Below are 14,680 nucleotides of genomic sequence, written 5' to 3'. Positions count from 1 at the left end.
GCGCTCGCGGCCGCCGGCGGGCCAGTCGGGGAGCTGCTCGAGGCCACCGTCCTCGACGGCTCTCTCGAGCCGGAGGCCGACTCCCTCGTGGTCTCGCGGGAGGTCTCGCGGGACAACGGCTGGACGATGGGCACGCGGGTCCCGCTCGTCGGCCCGGACGGCAGTGAGTCCACCCTCCGGGTGACCGGTGTCTACGACGACGCCCAGATCCTCGGACCCTTCTACACCGGTATCGACGTCTACGAACGGCTGGTTCCGGAGAACCTCCGCTCGACCGCGATCGTGCTGGCCAAGGCCGCCGAGGGCACCTCACCCGACCAGGTGCTGGCCGCCGTCACCGAGGAGCTCTCCGACATCCCGATCGCCACCGTGCAGAGCAAGCAGCAGTACATCGACGTCCAGTCGGGCGGGATCGACCAGTTGCTGACGATCATCTACGCCCTGCTCGGCCTGGCCCTGGTCATCGCGGTGCTGGGGATCGTCAACACCCTGGCGTTGTCGGTGATCGAGCGGCGCACGGAGATCGGCATGCTGCGGGCCGTGGGCATGCAGCGGTCCCAGATCCGGCGGACGATCAACCTCGAGTCCACGCAGATCGCCGTGTTCGGGGCACTGGTCGGCGCGGCGGTCGGCGTCTATCTGGGCTGGGCGTTCGTCTCCGTGCTGGCGGACAGTGGGCTCAGCGAGACCACCATCCCGTGGGAGACGATCGGGATCGTGCTGGTGGCCTCGGCGTTCGTGGGGGTCCTGGCCTCGCTGTGGCCGGCGCACCGGGCCGCCAAGACCGACCCGCTGGAGGCGATCGCGGACTAGCCGCCGACCGAGAGCCACGCGGCCGCCGCCGCTCCGGCGATCATCGCGGGCCCGAACGCGATGCCGGTGTGACGGTCGGCTCTACGGCTGAGGAGTAGCACCAACGCCACCACGGCGTTGAGCGCGAACGCGGCCAGAGTCCCGACCAGGACGTAGTACCACCCGAGCCAGCCCAGGAAGAGGCCTAGCACGCCGGCGAGTTTGACGTCGCCCAGCCCGAGTCCCGAGGGGTTGATGAACGCCAGGGTGAAGTAGAAGGCCAGCAGGGCGAGCGCCGCGGCGGCGGCGCGCCCCAGGGCGCCCCAGTCCCCGGTCACCGCGGACGCCACGCCCAGCGTCGCCAGGAGGACCGGGTACATGGGGACGACGACGACATCGGGCAGCCGATGCACGGCCAGGTCGATCGCCACGAGCACCCCACAGGCCACCGCGAGCGCCGCGAACGCGACCAGCTCGGGAACGGTACCGGCCAGCCCGGCGGCTCCCGCCCCACCGGCGGCGGCCAGGCCCACGTGGAGACCGGAGCGCAGCCAGCGGGAGTCGGAGTCTGCGATGGACCGGATCCACCCGGTCAGCGCCGCGGCGAGTGCCCCGCACACCACGGCGGTGAGGAGCACGGTCGCTGTGACACTCGGGAGCACTAGGAGAAGGCCTCCATCATGTTCATCGCTGTCGGGCCCAGGAGCACGATGAACAGTACCGGCAAGATGCACACCATCAGCGGGAAGATCACCTTGACCGGGATCTGCATGGCCTTCTCCTCCGCGCGCTGGCGGCGCTTGCTCCGCAGCTCCGAAGCCTGGGTGCGCAGCACGTCGGCGATCGAGATGCCGTAGGCGTCAGCCTGGATGATGGCGCGGACGAATCGGCGCAGGTCGGCGACGTCGGTGCGGCGGGCCAACGATTCGTACGCGTGCCGGCGCAGTTGACCCACCTGGATCTCCTGCAGAGTGCGGGTGAACTCATCGGCGAGTGGTCCCTTGCCGTTCTTCGCCGCGCGGGCCATGGCCGAGTCGAAGCCCAACCCGGCCTCCACGGCGATGGTCATCTGGTCCAGGGTGTCGGCCAGTTCCAGCTGGATGGCCTGACTGCGCTCCTGTCCGCGGCTGTGGAGGAGCAGTTCCGGGACGAAGTAGCAGACCAGGGTGACCGCCGCGGCCAGGAACACAGGTAGAGCACCGGTGGTGCTGGAGACGAACAGCAGGCTTAACAGCGCCGCCCCGATGCCCAGCACGAGTTTGGCCACCAGCAGCTTCTCGAGGGGCCACCCCTGGGGTCTGCCGGCTTTGATCTGCAGCTTCTCGAGCATCCGGATCGACGGCGCCGGGGTGAACTTCCGCGCGATCGTGGCCAGGGTGCCACCGGTCTCCTCGTCCTCGGGGACCACTGCCTCCACCGCGTGGTGTTCGGGGTACATCCCCCGGCTGAGGTTGAGGACCGTGCGCTGGCGCGCCCGGCCGGGGCCGGCGAGCACCGCCCAGCTCAGCAGGAACACCGACACGGCCAGGACCGAGACGGCGAACATGGCCATCGGTTCCACGGCGTGCCTCCTTCCAGAACGCTAGGAGCGTTCAGAACGTGATGTTGACGACCTTGCGGAGCCAGAGCGCACCCACCACGAGCAGCACCACGCTGACGCCGATCAGGGTGTAGCCCAGCAGGCCCTCGGTGAACTTGGAGATGTACTCGGGGTTGCTCATGAACAAGAACCCGGAGATGCCGAACGGCAGCGCCATGAGGACGTACGCCGAGAGTTTGCCCTCGGCGGCCAGCGCCTTCACCTGTCGGCGGATCTGGTTCCGCTCCCGGATGGTGTGACCGACCCCGTCGAGCACCTCGGCGAGGTTGCCGCCGACCTCGCGGTTGATCGCGATGGCCTGTGTGACCCACTCGAAGTCCTCGCTCCCCATGCGGCGGGCGGTCTCCTCCAGCGCGGGGGCGAGATCACGGCCGACCCGGGTTTCGTTGATGATGCGGGCGAACTCCTCCGAGGTGGGCTCCTCGGCCTCTCTGGCAACGGAGGCCAGGGCCTGGAGGAGGCTGTGGCCGGCCCGCAGGCTACTGGCCATGAGCTGCAACGAGTCATCCAACTGGTCTGCGAAGGCGGCCCGGCGACGGGAGGCTCGGATGTCCAGCGCGAACTTGGCACCGATCGGAGTGAGCGCGGCCAGGAAGAGTCCGGTGACCGGCCCTACAGCGACAAGCCCCAGTGCGAAGGTCACCACTGCGGCGACGCCCACCAGGAAGACGAAGTCCTGGAGGCCCATCTTGACCCCGGCGCGTTCCAACGCACCGGCCCCCGGTGCGCCGCGGCGGCTCAGGGTGGTGTCGATGGCCGTGGTGGCTGCCGTCGCCGTCCGCGAGATGATCCCGGGCCCCTCGTGAACCCCTGGCCGACGCCGGGCACGGGGGACACTTCCCGGACGCGGGGAGAGGACGAGGAACGCGCCGATGAGTAGTGCCAGGGAGAGTGCTGCCACCCCGAGCCCGGCCGGGGAGGCCAGGACCTGGCCCATGGACTCGTTCATCGGCTTTTCCCGGGGGGTGTGGGAACATCGAACACCCGCGGCGAGAGCGTGATGCCCATTTCTTTGAATTGGTCGGTGAAGCGGGGGCGCACCCCGGTGGAGATCGGCTTGCCGAGGAATTTCCCGTCGGTCCCGACGCCGGCGGAATAGTCGAAGAGGAACGCGTCCTGCAGGGTGACCGTCTGGCCCTCCATCCCCTGGACCTCGGTCACCGCGGTGACCCGTCGGGTGCCGTCACGCAATCGGGTCAGCTGGATGATCACGTCCACGGCGGAGGCGATCTGCTCCCGGATGGCCCGCAACGGAAGGTCCATCCCGGCCATCAGAACCAGGGTCTCCAGGCGGGCCACCGCATCGCGCGGGGAGTTGGCGTGGACGGTCGACAGTGACCCGTCGTGACCTGTGTTCATGGCCTGCAGCATGTCCAGGGTCTCTCCGCCGCGAACCTCGCCCACCACGATCCTGTCGGGGCGCATACGCAGGGAGTTGCGCACGAGATCGCGGATGCTGATCTCGCCCTTGCCCTCGATGTTCGCGGGCCTGGCCTCCAGCCGCACCACGTGGTCCTGCTGCATCTGCAGTTCGACCGCGTCCTCGATGGTGACGATGCGCTCGGACTCGGGGATGAACGAGGACAGGACGTTGAGCAGCGTGGTCTTTCCACTGCCGGTGCCGCCGGAGACGATGATGTTGAGCCGGGCCTGGACGCAGGCCCGCAGGAGTTCGGCCATTTCCGGGGTGAGGGTGCCGAACCCGATCAGGTCGTTGACCTTGAAGGGGTCCTTGGAGAACTTACGGATGGTGAGCGACGAGCCGTTGACCGCCAACGGGGGGATGACGGCGTTGACGCGGGAGCCGTCCGCCAGGCGGGCGTCGACCAGAGGGGAGGACTCGTCGATGCGTCGCCCGATCCGGGAGACGATCCGCTCGATGACCTGACGCAGGTGCTCCTCGGAGGTGAAACGGGCGGAACTCCGGGTGAGCCGCCCCCGCTGCTCGACGTAGATCATGTCCGGGCCGTTGACCATGATCTCGGTGACCGTGGGGTCGGCCAGTAGTCGCTCCAGCGGACCGTGCCCCAGGACGTCGTCCTGGATGTCGCTGATGAGCCGCAGCCGCTGTTCAGCGGTCAGTGGGACCGTCTCGTCCTCCACGACCTTGTTGAGCTCGGTGCGCACCAGGGCGTGGAGCTGATCCTCGGTGAGCGACGGGTTGTTGAGCCTGGCACCGACCCGTTCGAACAGCGCGGCGGACGCGCGCTCCTTGAGGGCGATCAACGCGTCGGGCTCGGGAAGCGCCGAGGGAACCGGGGAAGCCGGCTGGGTGACCCTGATGGTCTGCGGTGGCGTGGTAGCCGGGATGGCTCGCGAAGGTACGGTGGCACCGCTCTGACCAGGAGCGATCGAGGTCTCCCGCGCAGGTGTCATGGCCGGTGTTGTGGCCGGGTCGCCCGGGGCGAGTTCGGGCGCGGCGCTCTCGCCTCGGGCGGCGCGCAGGCGGTCGCTCAGGCTCATCGTGTGCCTCCTCGGCGCAGGCGGTGACGGCCTCCGAGTCGGGAACCGAGCTTGGTCGCCGCGGGCCCGGGCTCCTTCAAGGGCGCAGGGGCGAAGCGGTCCACCAGGCGCCGCAGCTTCTTGGTCATGGGATCGCGGACCTCGTTCTGCATCAGCGGAACCCCCTGATTGATGGATACCGCAGCCGCCCGCGAGCGAGGCAAGACCAGGTCCACACCGGTACCGATCGTCGCCTCTACATCCGCTCGGGTGAGCCCGCTGTGGGTGTCGGCAAAGTTCACCACGATGTGGCGGCGGTCGAAGCCCATCCCGAGGTCACGGAGAATGTCCAGTTCTTTGCGCAGTCCCCGCACTCCGGGAACGTCCATGCTGGTGACCAGGATCAGGTCGTCGGTCATATCGAGGGCCGCGAGGGTGTGGTCTGTCAGTGCCGGGGCGGTGTCGATGACGACATATCGGAACTCCGCCGCCAGCGTCTGGAGGAGATGGGTGAGTTCCGATACGCCCACCAGTTCGGCCTCGGCCGGGGAGTTCGGTCCGCACACCACGGTCAGGCCGGTGTCGTGCTGGGTGAGGAACGTCTTGAGCACCATCGAGTCGCGCGCGGCCGCTCCCTGCACCACGTCGACGATGGTGTGTTCGGGTGTGAGGTTGAGAGCGTTGGCGACATCTCCGAACTGCAGATCCAGGTCCACCAGCACCGTGGAATGTGGTGCGGACCGGGCAAGCCCGACGGCCAGGTTGGCGGCGATGGTTGTCTTGCCCACGCCGCCCTTGGGCGAGACCACGCTGATCACCTGCCCGCGCCGCGACTGCGGGCCCGCGCCGGCGTCGGTGCCGTCCCCGTGTCCGGCCGGAGCGCGCTGTCGGGTGACCCTGATGGCTCGATCAAGTGCCCCTCGGATCTCGTCCTCCTCCGATTCGGTGGGGACGATGTCGCTCACCCCCGCCCGCATGGCCGCGAGTCCGAGTTCGGCGACCCGGTCGCTGACCAGGACCACTGCGATACCGGGGCACTCGACATCGAGCCGCGAGGCCAGCGCGAGGGCGGCTTCTGTCCCGGAGCGCTCGTCGATCACGACGACCTCGGGGATCTCCCCACCGCCGAGTTGCTGGAACAGCTGCGCTGGGCTTTCCGGGAGCGGGCCCGGGGGCAGTGCCGGTATCGACTGGCCGGTGGCGGCCCGGAACCGGTCGCGGAGGTCGACGAAGTCGGTGGCCAGCAGAATGTTGTTCATCGGTACACGTTCCCCGGGTTGACGATGCGGGTGCCGTCCTCCGGTGTGGCGGAGTCCTCGAGGGAGAGCCAGATCGAGCCGTTCTCTCCCGAGAAGACGACCTTTTCCGCGTCCGGGGCCGTGAGCGCCAAAGTCACCATCGCGCCGCCGTCGTGAACCGGGGCGTCTGCGGGATCGGTCGAACCGGCCTCTTCGGACGCGGAGGGAGATAACCCGCCCTGGACGCGCAGTACGAGGATCTTGTGGAGCAGCAGGTGGGTCTGGTCTCCGATCGTGGCGAAGACACCCACCGTGTCCCCGGGTGTGATCGTTCCACCGACGACCTGGGGCGAGTTCAGAGGAATCGTCACCTGGTGGAATCCCTCCGGTGCGGGGATGCCGCCGAACTGCTGGAGGGACTGCAGTGACGCGAAACGCCCGGCCAGAAGCTGTTCCCCGGCAGCGAGATCGGTGGCCGCGACCATGGTTCCGAGCTCCTGGAGGTCGGTCACCGAATTCGGTCCCGCAGCCGTGGCGGGAAGCTCCCGCAGCTCGACCAGCTCGCCGAGTGCGGACGCAGGGGTTCCCTCGCTGATCGGCGCAGTCGCGACCAGGACGCTCACCGGTTGGAGGTCTGCCATGGCCCGTTCGTCAGCTGCGCTGACGTAGCGCAGAAGAAGGGCGGCGCCCAGGAGCGCCAGGAGGACGGCGACGGCTACTGCCACGACACGACGGTTCACTTCAGCTCACTTACTCGTTTGGGAGGAGGTAGACGGCGGTGGCGCCGAGATTCTGCGTGCTCGGCCCGTACTCGAAGTCGTCTGAACGATCGAGGAACTCCGTGAAGTAGCCACTGATGCACCGCTCATTGCCGCTACACGGGCTGTTCCAGTTCGCGCCGGACAAGTGGTAGCCGGTGATCGTGAATGCCGCGTACCCGTAGACGCGGTAGTAGGCGTTGTTTCCTTGGCCGCGGTAGGAGTCGAACAGGGGAAGAAGGATCGTCTTGTTGTGGAGGGACGACATGCAACTCGTACCCCCCTTGTTGCCGGGGGCTCCCTGAACTTCCTGACCGATCCTGGTGAATGCCTGACAGGTTCCCGCATTCGGGGCCAACCAGCCGAACCCTCCCGGAACCAGGTTCCCCGAGGGCACGGGGCAGTCCGTGTTGGAGGTCTTGGTGAACTCGATGGTCCGCTCGATCTTGTCCGACGGAATCCCTCCGCCGGTCTGCGCCCAGAACTCACACACGTAGAAGGCGAGCGGAAGGGCAGACGTACCGCTGATCGGCGAACCCCACCCCGCGGTACTTACGGCTCCGACCTCGGACTCGTTAATTCCCAGAACAGGTGCGAACCAGTGCTCTCGGGTACCGGACGTGTCGACGGTGACCTTGCCGGCTGCTGCCACGAGGTCCACCGACACCGAGTTCTCGGCCGCGGAGGCGTTCATGTCGACGAGCTGCCGAGCAGTTGTTCTGGCCCGTGTGGTCCCACAGTCGCTCCTGGCACAATCCTGGGCGATCGCCAGAGCGGCGGCGTCCGCTCCCATCTGCAACTTCTGCCTGTCTGAGTGAACGGCAGCGATGTCGATCGAAATGGCGGCGAACCCGATAAGGGGAACCATCAGCAGGGCGACGAGGACGCTCACGGCCCCTCGGTCGCTGCGAGTCGCGTCTACCCGTTGCATCGCATGCTCCCGGTACCGGTGAGGGTGAAGTCGCCCATCGGGAGGAACCCGCTGAGCATCTCGAACGGGTAGGTGACGGTGACCGTGGCGGTGGGGGTCGAATCCTCGGGTGCGCAGTTCGCCGGTGTTACCTCGACGTCGGACGCGGGAATGCCCAATCCGATCGCGGCTGCTGTCGCGGCCGACTTGGCCGCGTCGACGTCGTTCTGCAGCGCCATCACGCGCACGCCGTCACGGGCGGCGTTGGAGAGCGTGGTCTGGATGTTGTAGGCCCGGCCGAATTCGATGATCCCGATCACGAGCGTCAACAGGATCGGGACGACCAAAGCGAACTCCACGGCCGCGGCTCCGCGGTCACGGAGGGGTCTGGTCATGGCTTGTCCTCGAGGGGTGAGGGGAGGGGAGGGAGGGGTTGAAACTGGCTCCGGCGCAGCGCCCGGGCTGGGCGCTGCGCCGGAGCGGTGTCGTCAGCAAGTGCTCGGCATCAAGCCCCTGCGCCAGCGTTCACGCCGGTAAGGCGGGCTTGGACCGTCTCGAAGAGCGTGTTCAGCTGACCACCGAGCGCAGTAACCGCCACGATGATCACGATTGCGATCAGCCCGACCATCAGGCCGTACTCCACGGCCGTAGCGCCGCGGTCCTTGCGGTCGTCAAGCCGCTCACCGGCGAGGGCGAAGAGGGTGAAGAAGTAAGTAGCAACCTGGCTCATGATGAACCGTCCTTCTGGTGCGGGGGTCGGTCGACCCGAGGGGAGGGGTGCGTCCGATTCGTTGTGAATCAGTGACGTGAATCACTATCTCACATCAGCTGTGATTGTCAAAGCAATCTGATTAATCCGTGGCCTCAGGTCAGCCCACCGTCCCGGTCGAGTGGCGGCCGGGATGCCCCGGGCTGGACCGTTCAGGCGAACCCGGACCCGGAAGAGTGACCCGGATTCGCAACTGAACACCGCATACATGCACCCGCACAGTGATTGTCACCAGTTGTGAGGATGCCCGGACGGAGGGGTGGCAGAGGCACGAAACAGACAGCCTTGACACATGGCTGACGTATCACGGTGCTTCTGGGGCGGAACTCTAGACTGTGAGAACCTTAAACATCAAGCCAGGTAACCTAAGCGATTCCGCCGCCGCGTCTGGACGCGCGTCAGAGAGTGCGCCGCAGCCGGGCGTGTGGTGTAGGGCGAATCATTGCCCCGAGGGGCGAGAGCTCAGCGCAGGAGGCCGAAGAGGCGTCCGCCACGATGCTCGTGGCGCGAAAGCGCGGACCCGAGGAGGTCCGCGTCGTGTTCGTGGTCGACCTCGGAGCCGGCCAAGCGGCCCACGGTGCGCTCCCAGAGCAGTCCCTCGTATACGGAGAGGAGGTCCAGGGCGGCGGCGGCGGGGTCGCGAAGCCCGGCGGCGTCGAGGGCGCCGGCCAGGTCGCTCGGGTCCAGCAGGGCGGCGACGAGATCGGTGGTGTCGTCCTTGCCGGTGAGTTCCATGATGAGCGCTGAGCGGGCCGCCAGCTCGCCGCGGTAGTCGGCGAGGAGGCCCTCGATCATCCGCGTGAGCATCGACAGGACGTCGTCGGCCTCGGAGGACGCGAGTTCCTGGATCCCGGACACCTCGACGAACCCTCGCAGGAGAGAGGTGAGCCTGTCGACAGTGAGGGAGAGGAGCTGCGCGCGCGTGCGGCAGTAGTAGGAGGTGGAACCGGAGGGCAGTCCGGCCTCGGAGTCCACGGCGCGGTGGGTCAGCGCGCGAACGCCGTCCCTGGCCACTACCTCGATCGCCGAATCGGCGATGAGCATGCGCCGGTCCTCCATGGTGGCTCCCGTCGTCGTGGTTCACAGGCCTTCAGCTCGACCGCTGTAGCGCGGGCCGCTGCCGACTAGAGGGTCAGCCTATCGCCGGGATCCCGTTCCTGGATCGAAACAACTCCACGCCCCGACACCGGTTTCGGTGTCGGGGCGTGGAGAGGGAGGCCGGGCGGGTCAGGCCGCCGAGGCGACCTTGCGGGCGCGCCGCTTCTCTGAGTACTTGAGTGCCGTCTGCAGGCCGGCCCGCTGTCCTTCCTCCTGCGCCGGGAGAGGCTTGGGCAGGTCCGCGAACATGCGCTCGGAGTGCGTCTCCGGGGCGTCGTCGGCCGTGCGCCGCAGCATGTGGTCGGGCAGCGACATCTTGGCGATGGTGCGCCACGCCTTGAAGTACTGCACGGGTAGCGGGCCCGCCACGTACGGCAGGTCGTATTTGCGGCAGACCTCGCGAACCCGGACCGATGCCTCGGCCAGACGGTTGGACGACATGTCGGGGTAGATGTGGTGCTCGATCTGGTACGACAGGTTGCCCGAGAGGAAGTCGATGACCGGCCCGCCGGTGAGGTTGGCGGAGCCGAGCATCTGACGGAGGTACCACTCGGCGCGCGTCTCGTTCTCCACGTCCTTCTTGGTGAACTTCTCGGCGCCGTCGGGGAAGTGCCCGCAGAAGATCACCGCGTTGGTCCACACGTTGCGGATGCCGTTGGCGGCGAGGTTGGCCGTCATGGTGGATTTCCAGCCCTTGCGGGAGAGCGCCGGGTAGAAGACGTAGTCCTTCGCGAGCTGGCGCCCGGCCTTCTTGGCAAAGAGGCCGAGCTTGTTCATGGTCTCGCGGCGGTCGTCCCGTCCCTTCGCGACCTTGCCCAGCTCGAGATGCTGGATACCGACGCCCCACTGGAACAGCAGCGCGAGCACCGCGTTGTAGACGAGGTTGCCGTAGAAGAACGGGTGCCAGCGCTGGTCGCGCGTCACGCGGAGCACTCCGTACCCGACGTCGTCGTCCAGGCCGACGATGTTGGTGTACTTGTGATGGATGTAGTTGTGGGTCTGCTTCCAGTGCTCGGCCGTACCGACGATGTCCCACTCCCACGTGGTGGAGTGGACCTCCGGGTCGTTCATCCAGTCCCACTGCCCGTGCATGATGTTGTGTCCGAGCTCCATGTTCTCGACGATCTTGGAGAGCCCGAGTGCGCCGGCGCCGATGGCCCACGCGGTGCGGTTGCGCGACCCGACCATCAACAGTGCACGAGAGCCCACCTCGAGGGCGCGCTGGAAGCGGATCGTGTTGCGGATGTAGGTGGCGTCCCGCTCGCCGAGGGAACCGATGATGTCCTGGCGGATCTGCTCGAGTTCCTCACCGAGGGCTTCGATGTCGGCCTCGGAGAGGTGTGCGAATTCCGGGATGTCAGTGATAGCCATGAACCTACGGTACCGTAGGTTACGGTCGCGTAGGTAGGGTTTAGTCGGTTGAGTCACACTTGAGGCTCGACCTCGGCCCGTGGCGGGGCGCCTCGACTAGGGGAGTGGGAACCCCGCTCGGGTCGAGGCTACGGCGCTCTGGCCAGCGGCGGAGCCTGTCGATGCCACATCGTTTGTCACGGTTGTGTAACGTCGACCGGGTTCGCGGCGACATAGGGGTTGTCACGCGCCGCGGGGGGCTCGAGGGAATTGCTGGAGCCCGTCCGGCGGCAACGGGGACCACCAGACCGCCAGATACGCAAGTACGCTTTCAGTACGGATCACAAGGGGACACATCATGAGCAGTGCCAACGACATCTTCCTGCAGGCCATCCAGCCCATCGTCGACATCTTCTGGACCCTGGTGTGGACCGCCACCGGCTCGACCGTCAGCGTTCCCCGCCCGGTGGCGCCCACGCCGTCCACCTGATCAGGCGCGGCCAGGTGAGAAACCCGGCCCCCTGAACCGGCTCGCTACCCCGGCCCGCCTCTCATCCGAGAGGCGGGTCGGAGTGCATTTCTTGCCCTCGGCACAGGTCCGCGCCCCGAGCCCGAGCCGTCACAACCCGAACTTCTCGCTTCCTCCCAGGTCGATCGGGATGGAGGCCCCGGTGATCCCCGCGCCGGCGGCGCTGCACAGGTAGACGGCCATCGACGAGATCGCCGACGCCTCGACCCACGGCTCGGGCAGCTGGTTCATCCCGCTGAAGGTCTCGGCCGCGTCCTCGAGCGTCGTGCCCTCGCCCCCGGTCATCATGGCGATCATCGACGGGTTCTCGATCATGGGGGTGCGGACGTTGCCGGGGTGGATGGAGTTGCACCGCACGCCCGAGAAGCCGAGCTCGCCGGCCAGCGACTTGGCCAGCCCGCGGACCGCCCACTTGGAGGTCGTGTAGCTGGCGGTGAACGGTGCGCCGCGAAGGCCGACCATCGAGCTGATGATCACGACGCACCCGCCCCGGCCGGTGGCCAGGATGTGGGGGATCGCGGCCGTCGTGGTGACCCAGGTGCCCTTGAGGTTGATGTCCAGGGTGGAGTCCCATTCCTCCTCTGAGCGCTCCCAGGAGGCGGAGGGCTGGGGGGACACCCCGGCGTTGGCCACCACGAAGTCGAGTCCGCCCAGTTCGGCGACCCCGGCATCGACGGCCTCCCGCATCCCGGGCAGGTCGCGGACGTCGACCTCCGCGGTCACGCACCTGCGCCCCAGCGCCCGGACGGCTTCCGCGGTGGCCCGGAGGTCCTCCGGCCGGGCCATCGGATAGGGGACCGTCTCGATGTCGCGGCACAGGTCGAGGGCGATCACGTCGCACCCGGCGGCCGCGAAGGCCTCGCAGTGGGCCCGGCCCTGCCCGCGGGCGGCCCCGGTGACCAGCACGACCTTTCCGGTCAGCTCGGGAGGGGTGGCGGTGGGGCTCGACATGGTGGGTGTCCTTCTGTGATCGGTGGCGGGCCCTGCGGGGTCGTCCGCCCTGCGGCATGCTGGAAGTCCAACGTAGACAAAGTGATAGGTAGTGATCATCATGCTCGAACGGACACTGGTTCTAGTGGATACCTCGTATCTACTAGCTAGCTTCTATAACTCTTGGGAGGAGGGTGCGCGCGGTCAGTTGGAGATATCCCTGGCCACGGTCGTGCACCGTTTAGATCAGGTCGCCCACGGTCTCGTGGACCAGCCGGTCCAGCGACAGAACTGGTACGACGGGATCCCGGATTCCGGCCCGCACCGGTACCAGCGCACGCTTCGCGTGATCGAGGGCGTTCAGCTGCGCGCGGGTCAGTTGATCGAATGGGGCGAGCGTCGAACCCAGAAAGCCGTCGACACTCTTCTGGTCGCGGACATGATCCAGGCCGCCTACAAGGGGCAGTGTTCCGACATGGTGCTGGTCACCGGGGACGCCGACATGATCCCGGGGGTCCGGGTGGCGGTGGACGCAGGTGTGCGGATGCACCTGGTGGGGTTCGGTTGGGATTCCATCTCCTCCGCGTTGCGCCACGCGTGCGACACGACCTCGGTGCTGGATCCGCGCACCGATTTCCACGACGCCATGCAGATCAGGGTTCTGGAGGGGCCGATCCCGCCCAAGGTGCGATCGTCCGCCGAGCGGCCCACCGCGCCCGGAGACGACGCCAGCGAGCCGGTCGGCGAGGAGTCGGTGGGGATGGTCGAGGTGGATCTTAGGTCCGATCGCGCGTCCGCCACGTCGGTGGCCGACGAGACCAGCCTGACGATCGCCGACGAGGAGTGGGCCGCCGACGCCGAGGAGCGGGCGGCAGATGAACAGGACTGCGCGGTGATCTCCGAGATCCATGCATCTGACATCGATGGCGCCGAGACCGCCGCGGGATCGATGCCCGCGAACGGGCGCGGTGCGAAGCCGGGCGCCGGAGCGGGGCCGGCGGGGAAGGTCCGTGAGTCACAGCCGGAGTCCCAGCCACAGTCGCCGGACCGGCCCCGGCGCTCGGAGGGCGGGCCCCGGGACAGCGAGGTACGGGAAGACGAGCCCCAGGAATCCGAGCCCCAGTCACAGCCGCCGTCCCCGGCTCGGGCGCAGGCCAGGACGTCGACGCCGGGCCCCCCGCCCAACGGGGCGTCGCGCCCGAGCCCGTCGATGATGGCCCCTCACCGCCGCCCGCTCCGCTCCAAGTTCGTGCCCCTCTCGGAGGAGGTGTGGACCTCGTCCGGCGAGCAGACCCCGTTCGACGTGGGCCAGCAGTACGCGACCTGGTGGTACGAGCAGGCCGCCACCGAGGAGCAGCGCGACCAGGCCCACCTGCTCTCCGGGGGCGTGCTCCCGCCGGCCGTGGACCGCCCTCTACTGCAGTTCGCCTGTCAGATGCTCAACGAGTTCACCCTGACCGAGGCGCAGCGGGTTCGGCTGCGCGACGGATTCCATGAGGGGATCCGCGCGGTTCTGCTCAAGCACCGCTGACCGGGCGGGTGAAGGGCGTTGGTGCCGGGCGTCAGAAGGGCGGGGGGTCGTGGTCGACACCGACCAGCCCGTCGTCCCGAGCCGCGGCCGCGTTCTCGCGTCGCTGCGCGGCGATCCGGCACGCCCGCCTGTACCAGTGGGTGCTGAGGGGCCGGGAGCGGAGCCAGGGTCGGTCGGGGGAGCCGGGTCCGGGAGGCGCCTCGGCCCCGTTGTACGTGCGGTCCCGCCATTTGGCCAGCGGGCCGTCGGGGAGGGTGGTGATGGTGTGACCACTCTCCGTGACAACGGTCAGCGTTCCGTCGCGCAGGAGTCGGTAATACCAGGTGTGGAAGGTCTTGAACCTGTGGTGTCGCCGGCAGAGGCACATGAGATTGGCCTCGACGGTCTGGCCGCCCCGGTCCGGTTCGGAATGGTCGAACGGCACGACATGATCCACGTCGCAGTCCTCGGCGGAGACCGAACATCCGGGGTGACGGCAGGTGCCGTCGCGTAGCCGGATCCGGCGGGCGAGCTCGGCGCTGATCCGGTAGCGGCGCGCACCGCCGACCGGGTCCGCGGACCCGGCCTCGGGGTTGGGGAGGGAGATGTGGGCGCCGACACTGCGGGCGAGCAGGGCGATGAGGGCGTCGATCGACGCGGGGCCGCCTCGCGGGAGGTACACCTCGGGCTCCTCGCCGGGCCCGCGAGGGGCCAGGATGGTGATGATCGGTCTGATCTGCGGCCCGGGCGCGAG

The 14,680-nt window shown here is 68.1% G+C and carries 16 protein-coding genes and 1 pseudogene; 3 read left to right on the top strand and 14 right to left on the bottom strand.

From position 1 onward, the window contains the following. On the top strand, positions 1-813 hold an 813-nt coding region (locus tag G6018_RS08195), incomplete at its 5' end, for an FtsX-like permease family protein (RefSeq protein WP_182639361.1). On the opposite strand, the gene G6018_RS08190 is transcribed toward G6018_RS08195, so the two are convergent. The 12 genes and pseudogenes from G6018_RS08190 to G6018_RS08140 form a co-directional block, all read right to left on the bottom strand. Continuing rightward, positions 810-1,430, bottom strand: coding sequence for an A24 family peptidase (locus G6018_RS08190; RefSeq protein ID WP_347237830.1), 621 nt, complete (start codon positions 1,428-1,430; stop codon positions 810-812). The genes G6018_RS08195 and G6018_RS08190 overlap by 4 nt on opposite strands. Positions 1,431-1,453: 23 nt before the next feature. After that, positions 1,454-2,344 (bottom strand): type II secretion system F family protein, encoded by an 891-nt coding sequence (locus tag G6018_RS08185; RefSeq protein WP_241731067.1) that lies wholly within the window; start codon positions 2,342-2,344, stop codon positions 1,454-1,456. 40 nt (positions 2,345-2,384) lie between these two features. After that, entirely contained in the window at positions 2,385-3,341 is a 957-nt protein-coding gene (locus G6018_RS08180; protein WP_241731064.1) for a type II secretion system F family protein, read from the bottom strand. After that, positions 3,338-4,855 carry an ATPase, T2SS/T4P/T4SS family gene (locus G6018_RS08175; RefSeq protein WP_182639359.1) on the bottom strand — a complete coding sequence of 506 codons (1,518 nt, stop codon included), beginning with the start codon at positions 4,853-4,855 and terminating at the stop codon, positions 3,338-3,340. The genes G6018_RS08180 and G6018_RS08175 overlap by 4 nt, the downstream gene beginning before the upstream one ends. Continuing rightward, positions 4,852-6,093 carry an AAA family ATPase gene (locus tag G6018_RS08170; protein ID WP_182639358.1) on the bottom strand — a complete coding sequence of 414 codons (1,242 nt, stop codon included), beginning with the start codon at positions 6,091-6,093 and terminating at the stop codon, positions 4,852-4,854. Before G6018_RS08170 ends, G6018_RS08175 begins: the two co-directional genes overlap by 4 nt. Then, positions 6,090-6,797, bottom strand: a complete 708-nt coding sequence (gene cpaB, locus G6018_RS08165) for a Flp pilus assembly protein CpaB (protein ID WP_182639357.1) — start codon at positions 6,795-6,797, stop codon at positions 6,090-6,092. The genes G6018_RS08170 and cpaB overlap by 4 nt, the downstream gene beginning before the upstream one ends. Before the next feature lie 25 nt (positions 6,798-6,822). Beyond that, complete coding sequence (locus tag G6018_RS08160) at positions 6,823-7,524, bottom strand: hypothetical protein (protein ID WP_241732021.1); 702 nt, start codon at positions 7,522-7,524, stop codon at positions 6,823-6,825. Between the two features lie 84 nt (positions 7,525-7,608). Then, a pseudogene (locus G6018_RS17560) lies at positions 7,609-7,761 on the bottom strand (pilus assembly protein TadG-related protein); the annotation flags it as partial. Then, complete coding sequence (locus G6018_RS08155) at positions 7,749-8,135, bottom strand: TadE/TadG family type IV pilus assembly protein (protein WP_182639356.1); 387 nt, start codon at positions 8,133-8,135, stop codon at positions 7,749-7,751. The pseudogene G6018_RS17560 and the gene G6018_RS08155, both read right to left, overlap by 13 nt. 110 nt (positions 8,136-8,245) lie before the next feature. Further along, positions 8,246-8,470: a Flp family type IVb pilin gene (locus G6018_RS08150; protein WP_182639355.1), complete on the bottom strand. Its 225-nt coding sequence runs from the start codon at positions 8,468-8,470 to the stop codon at positions 8,246-8,248. Between the two features lie 501 nt (positions 8,471-8,971). Then, positions 8,972-9,568, bottom strand: coding sequence for a transcriptional regulator (locus tag G6018_RS08145; RefSeq protein ID WP_182639354.1), 597 nt, complete (start codon positions 9,566-9,568; stop codon positions 8,972-8,974). A gap of 168 nt (positions 9,569-9,736) precedes the next feature. Beyond that, on the bottom strand, positions 9,737-10,978 hold the full coding sequence (locus G6018_RS08140; RefSeq protein WP_182639353.1) for an acyl-CoA desaturase: 1,242 nt from the start codon (positions 10,976-10,978) through the stop codon (positions 9,737-9,739). A gap of 337 nt (positions 10,979-11,315) precedes the next feature. On the opposite strand from G6018_RS08140, the gene G6018_RS17555 reads away from it, so the two are divergent. Continuing rightward, the gene (locus G6018_RS17555; RefSeq protein WP_259846053.1) at positions 11,316-11,447 is read left to right on the top strand and encodes a hypothetical protein; all 132 of its coding nucleotides are present in this window, start codon (positions 11,316-11,318) and stop codon (positions 11,445-11,447) included. Positions 11,448-11,576: 129 nt separating this feature from the next. Here G6018_RS17555 and G6018_RS08135 read toward each other — a convergent pair whose 3' ends face one another. Next, positions 11,577-12,437, bottom strand: a complete 861-nt coding sequence (locus G6018_RS08135) for a mycofactocin-coupled SDR family oxidoreductase (protein ID WP_182639352.1) — start codon at positions 12,435-12,437, stop codon at positions 11,577-11,579. A gap of 100 nt (positions 12,438-12,537) precedes the next feature. On the opposite strand from G6018_RS08135, the gene G6018_RS08130 reads away from it, so the two are divergent. Then, a complete protein-coding gene (locus tag G6018_RS08130; protein WP_182639351.1) occupies positions 12,538-13,947 on the top strand; it encodes an NYN domain-containing protein in 1,410 nt (469 codons plus the stop codon). A 31-nt stretch (positions 13,948-13,978) separates the two neighbouring features. On the opposite strand, the gene G6018_RS08125 is transcribed toward G6018_RS08130, so the two are convergent. Continuing rightward, positions 13,979-14,680: HNH endonuclease signature motif containing protein (locus tag G6018_RS08125; RefSeq protein ID WP_182639350.1), on the bottom strand; the 702-nt coding region annotated here is incomplete at its 5' end.

This window comes from Dietzia sp. DQ11-44 (assembly GCF_014145205.1).
Lineage (GTDB): Bacteria > Actinomycetota > Actinomycetes > Mycobacteriales > Mycobacteriaceae > Dietzia > Dietzia natronolimnaea.
Note: the sequence above shows the minus strand (reverse complement) of the source record. Positions and strands in the feature narration are given on the sequence as shown.

Coding starts and splice junctions, on each gene's coding strand:
- G6018_RS08155 (WP_182639356.1), bottom strand. CDS start 8,135: ATGACCAGACCCCTCCGTGACCGCGGAGCCGCGGCCGTGGAGTTCGCT.
- G6018_RS08145 (WP_182639354.1), bottom strand. CDS start 9,568: ATGGAGGACCGGCGCATGCTCATCGCCGATTCGGCGATCGAGGTAGTG.
- G6018_RS08140 (WP_182639353.1), bottom strand. CDS start 10,978: ATGGCTATCACTGACATCCCGGAATTCGCACACCTCTCCGAGGCCGAC.
- G6018_RS08185 (WP_241731067.1), bottom strand. CDS start 2,344: ATGGCCATGTTCGCCGTCTCGGTCCTGGCCGTGTCGGTGTTCCTGCTG.
- G6018_RS08135 (WP_182639352.1), bottom strand. CDS start 12,437: ATGTCGAGCCCCACCGCCACCCCTCCCGAGCTGACCGGAAAGGTCGTG.
- G6018_RS08160 (WP_241732021.1), bottom strand. CDS start 7,524: ATGAACGCCTCCGCGGCCGAGAACTCGGTGTCGGTGGACCTCGTGGCA.
- G6018_RS08150 (WP_182639355.1), bottom strand. CDS start 8,470: ATGAGCCAGGTTGCTACTTACTTCTTCACCCTCTTCGCCCTCGCCGGT.
- G6018_RS08180 (WP_241731064.1), bottom strand. CDS start 3,341: ATGAACGAGTCCATGGGCCAGGTCCTGGCCTCCCCGGCCGGGCTCGGG.
- G6018_RS08170 (WP_182639358.1), bottom strand. CDS start 6,093: ATGAACAACATTCTGCTGGCCACCGACTTCGTCGACCTCCGCGACCGG.
- G6018_RS08175 (WP_182639359.1), bottom strand. CDS start 4,855: ATGAGCCTGAGCGACCGCCTGCGCGCCGCCCGAGGCGAGAGCGCCGCG.
- G6018_RS08130 (WP_182639351.1), top strand. CDS start 12,538: ATGCTCGAACGGACACTGGTTCTAGTGGATACCTCGTATCTACTAGCT.
- G6018_RS17555 (WP_259846053.1), top strand. CDS start 11,316: ATGAGCAGTGCCAACGACATCTTCCTGCAGGCCATCCAGCCCATCGTC.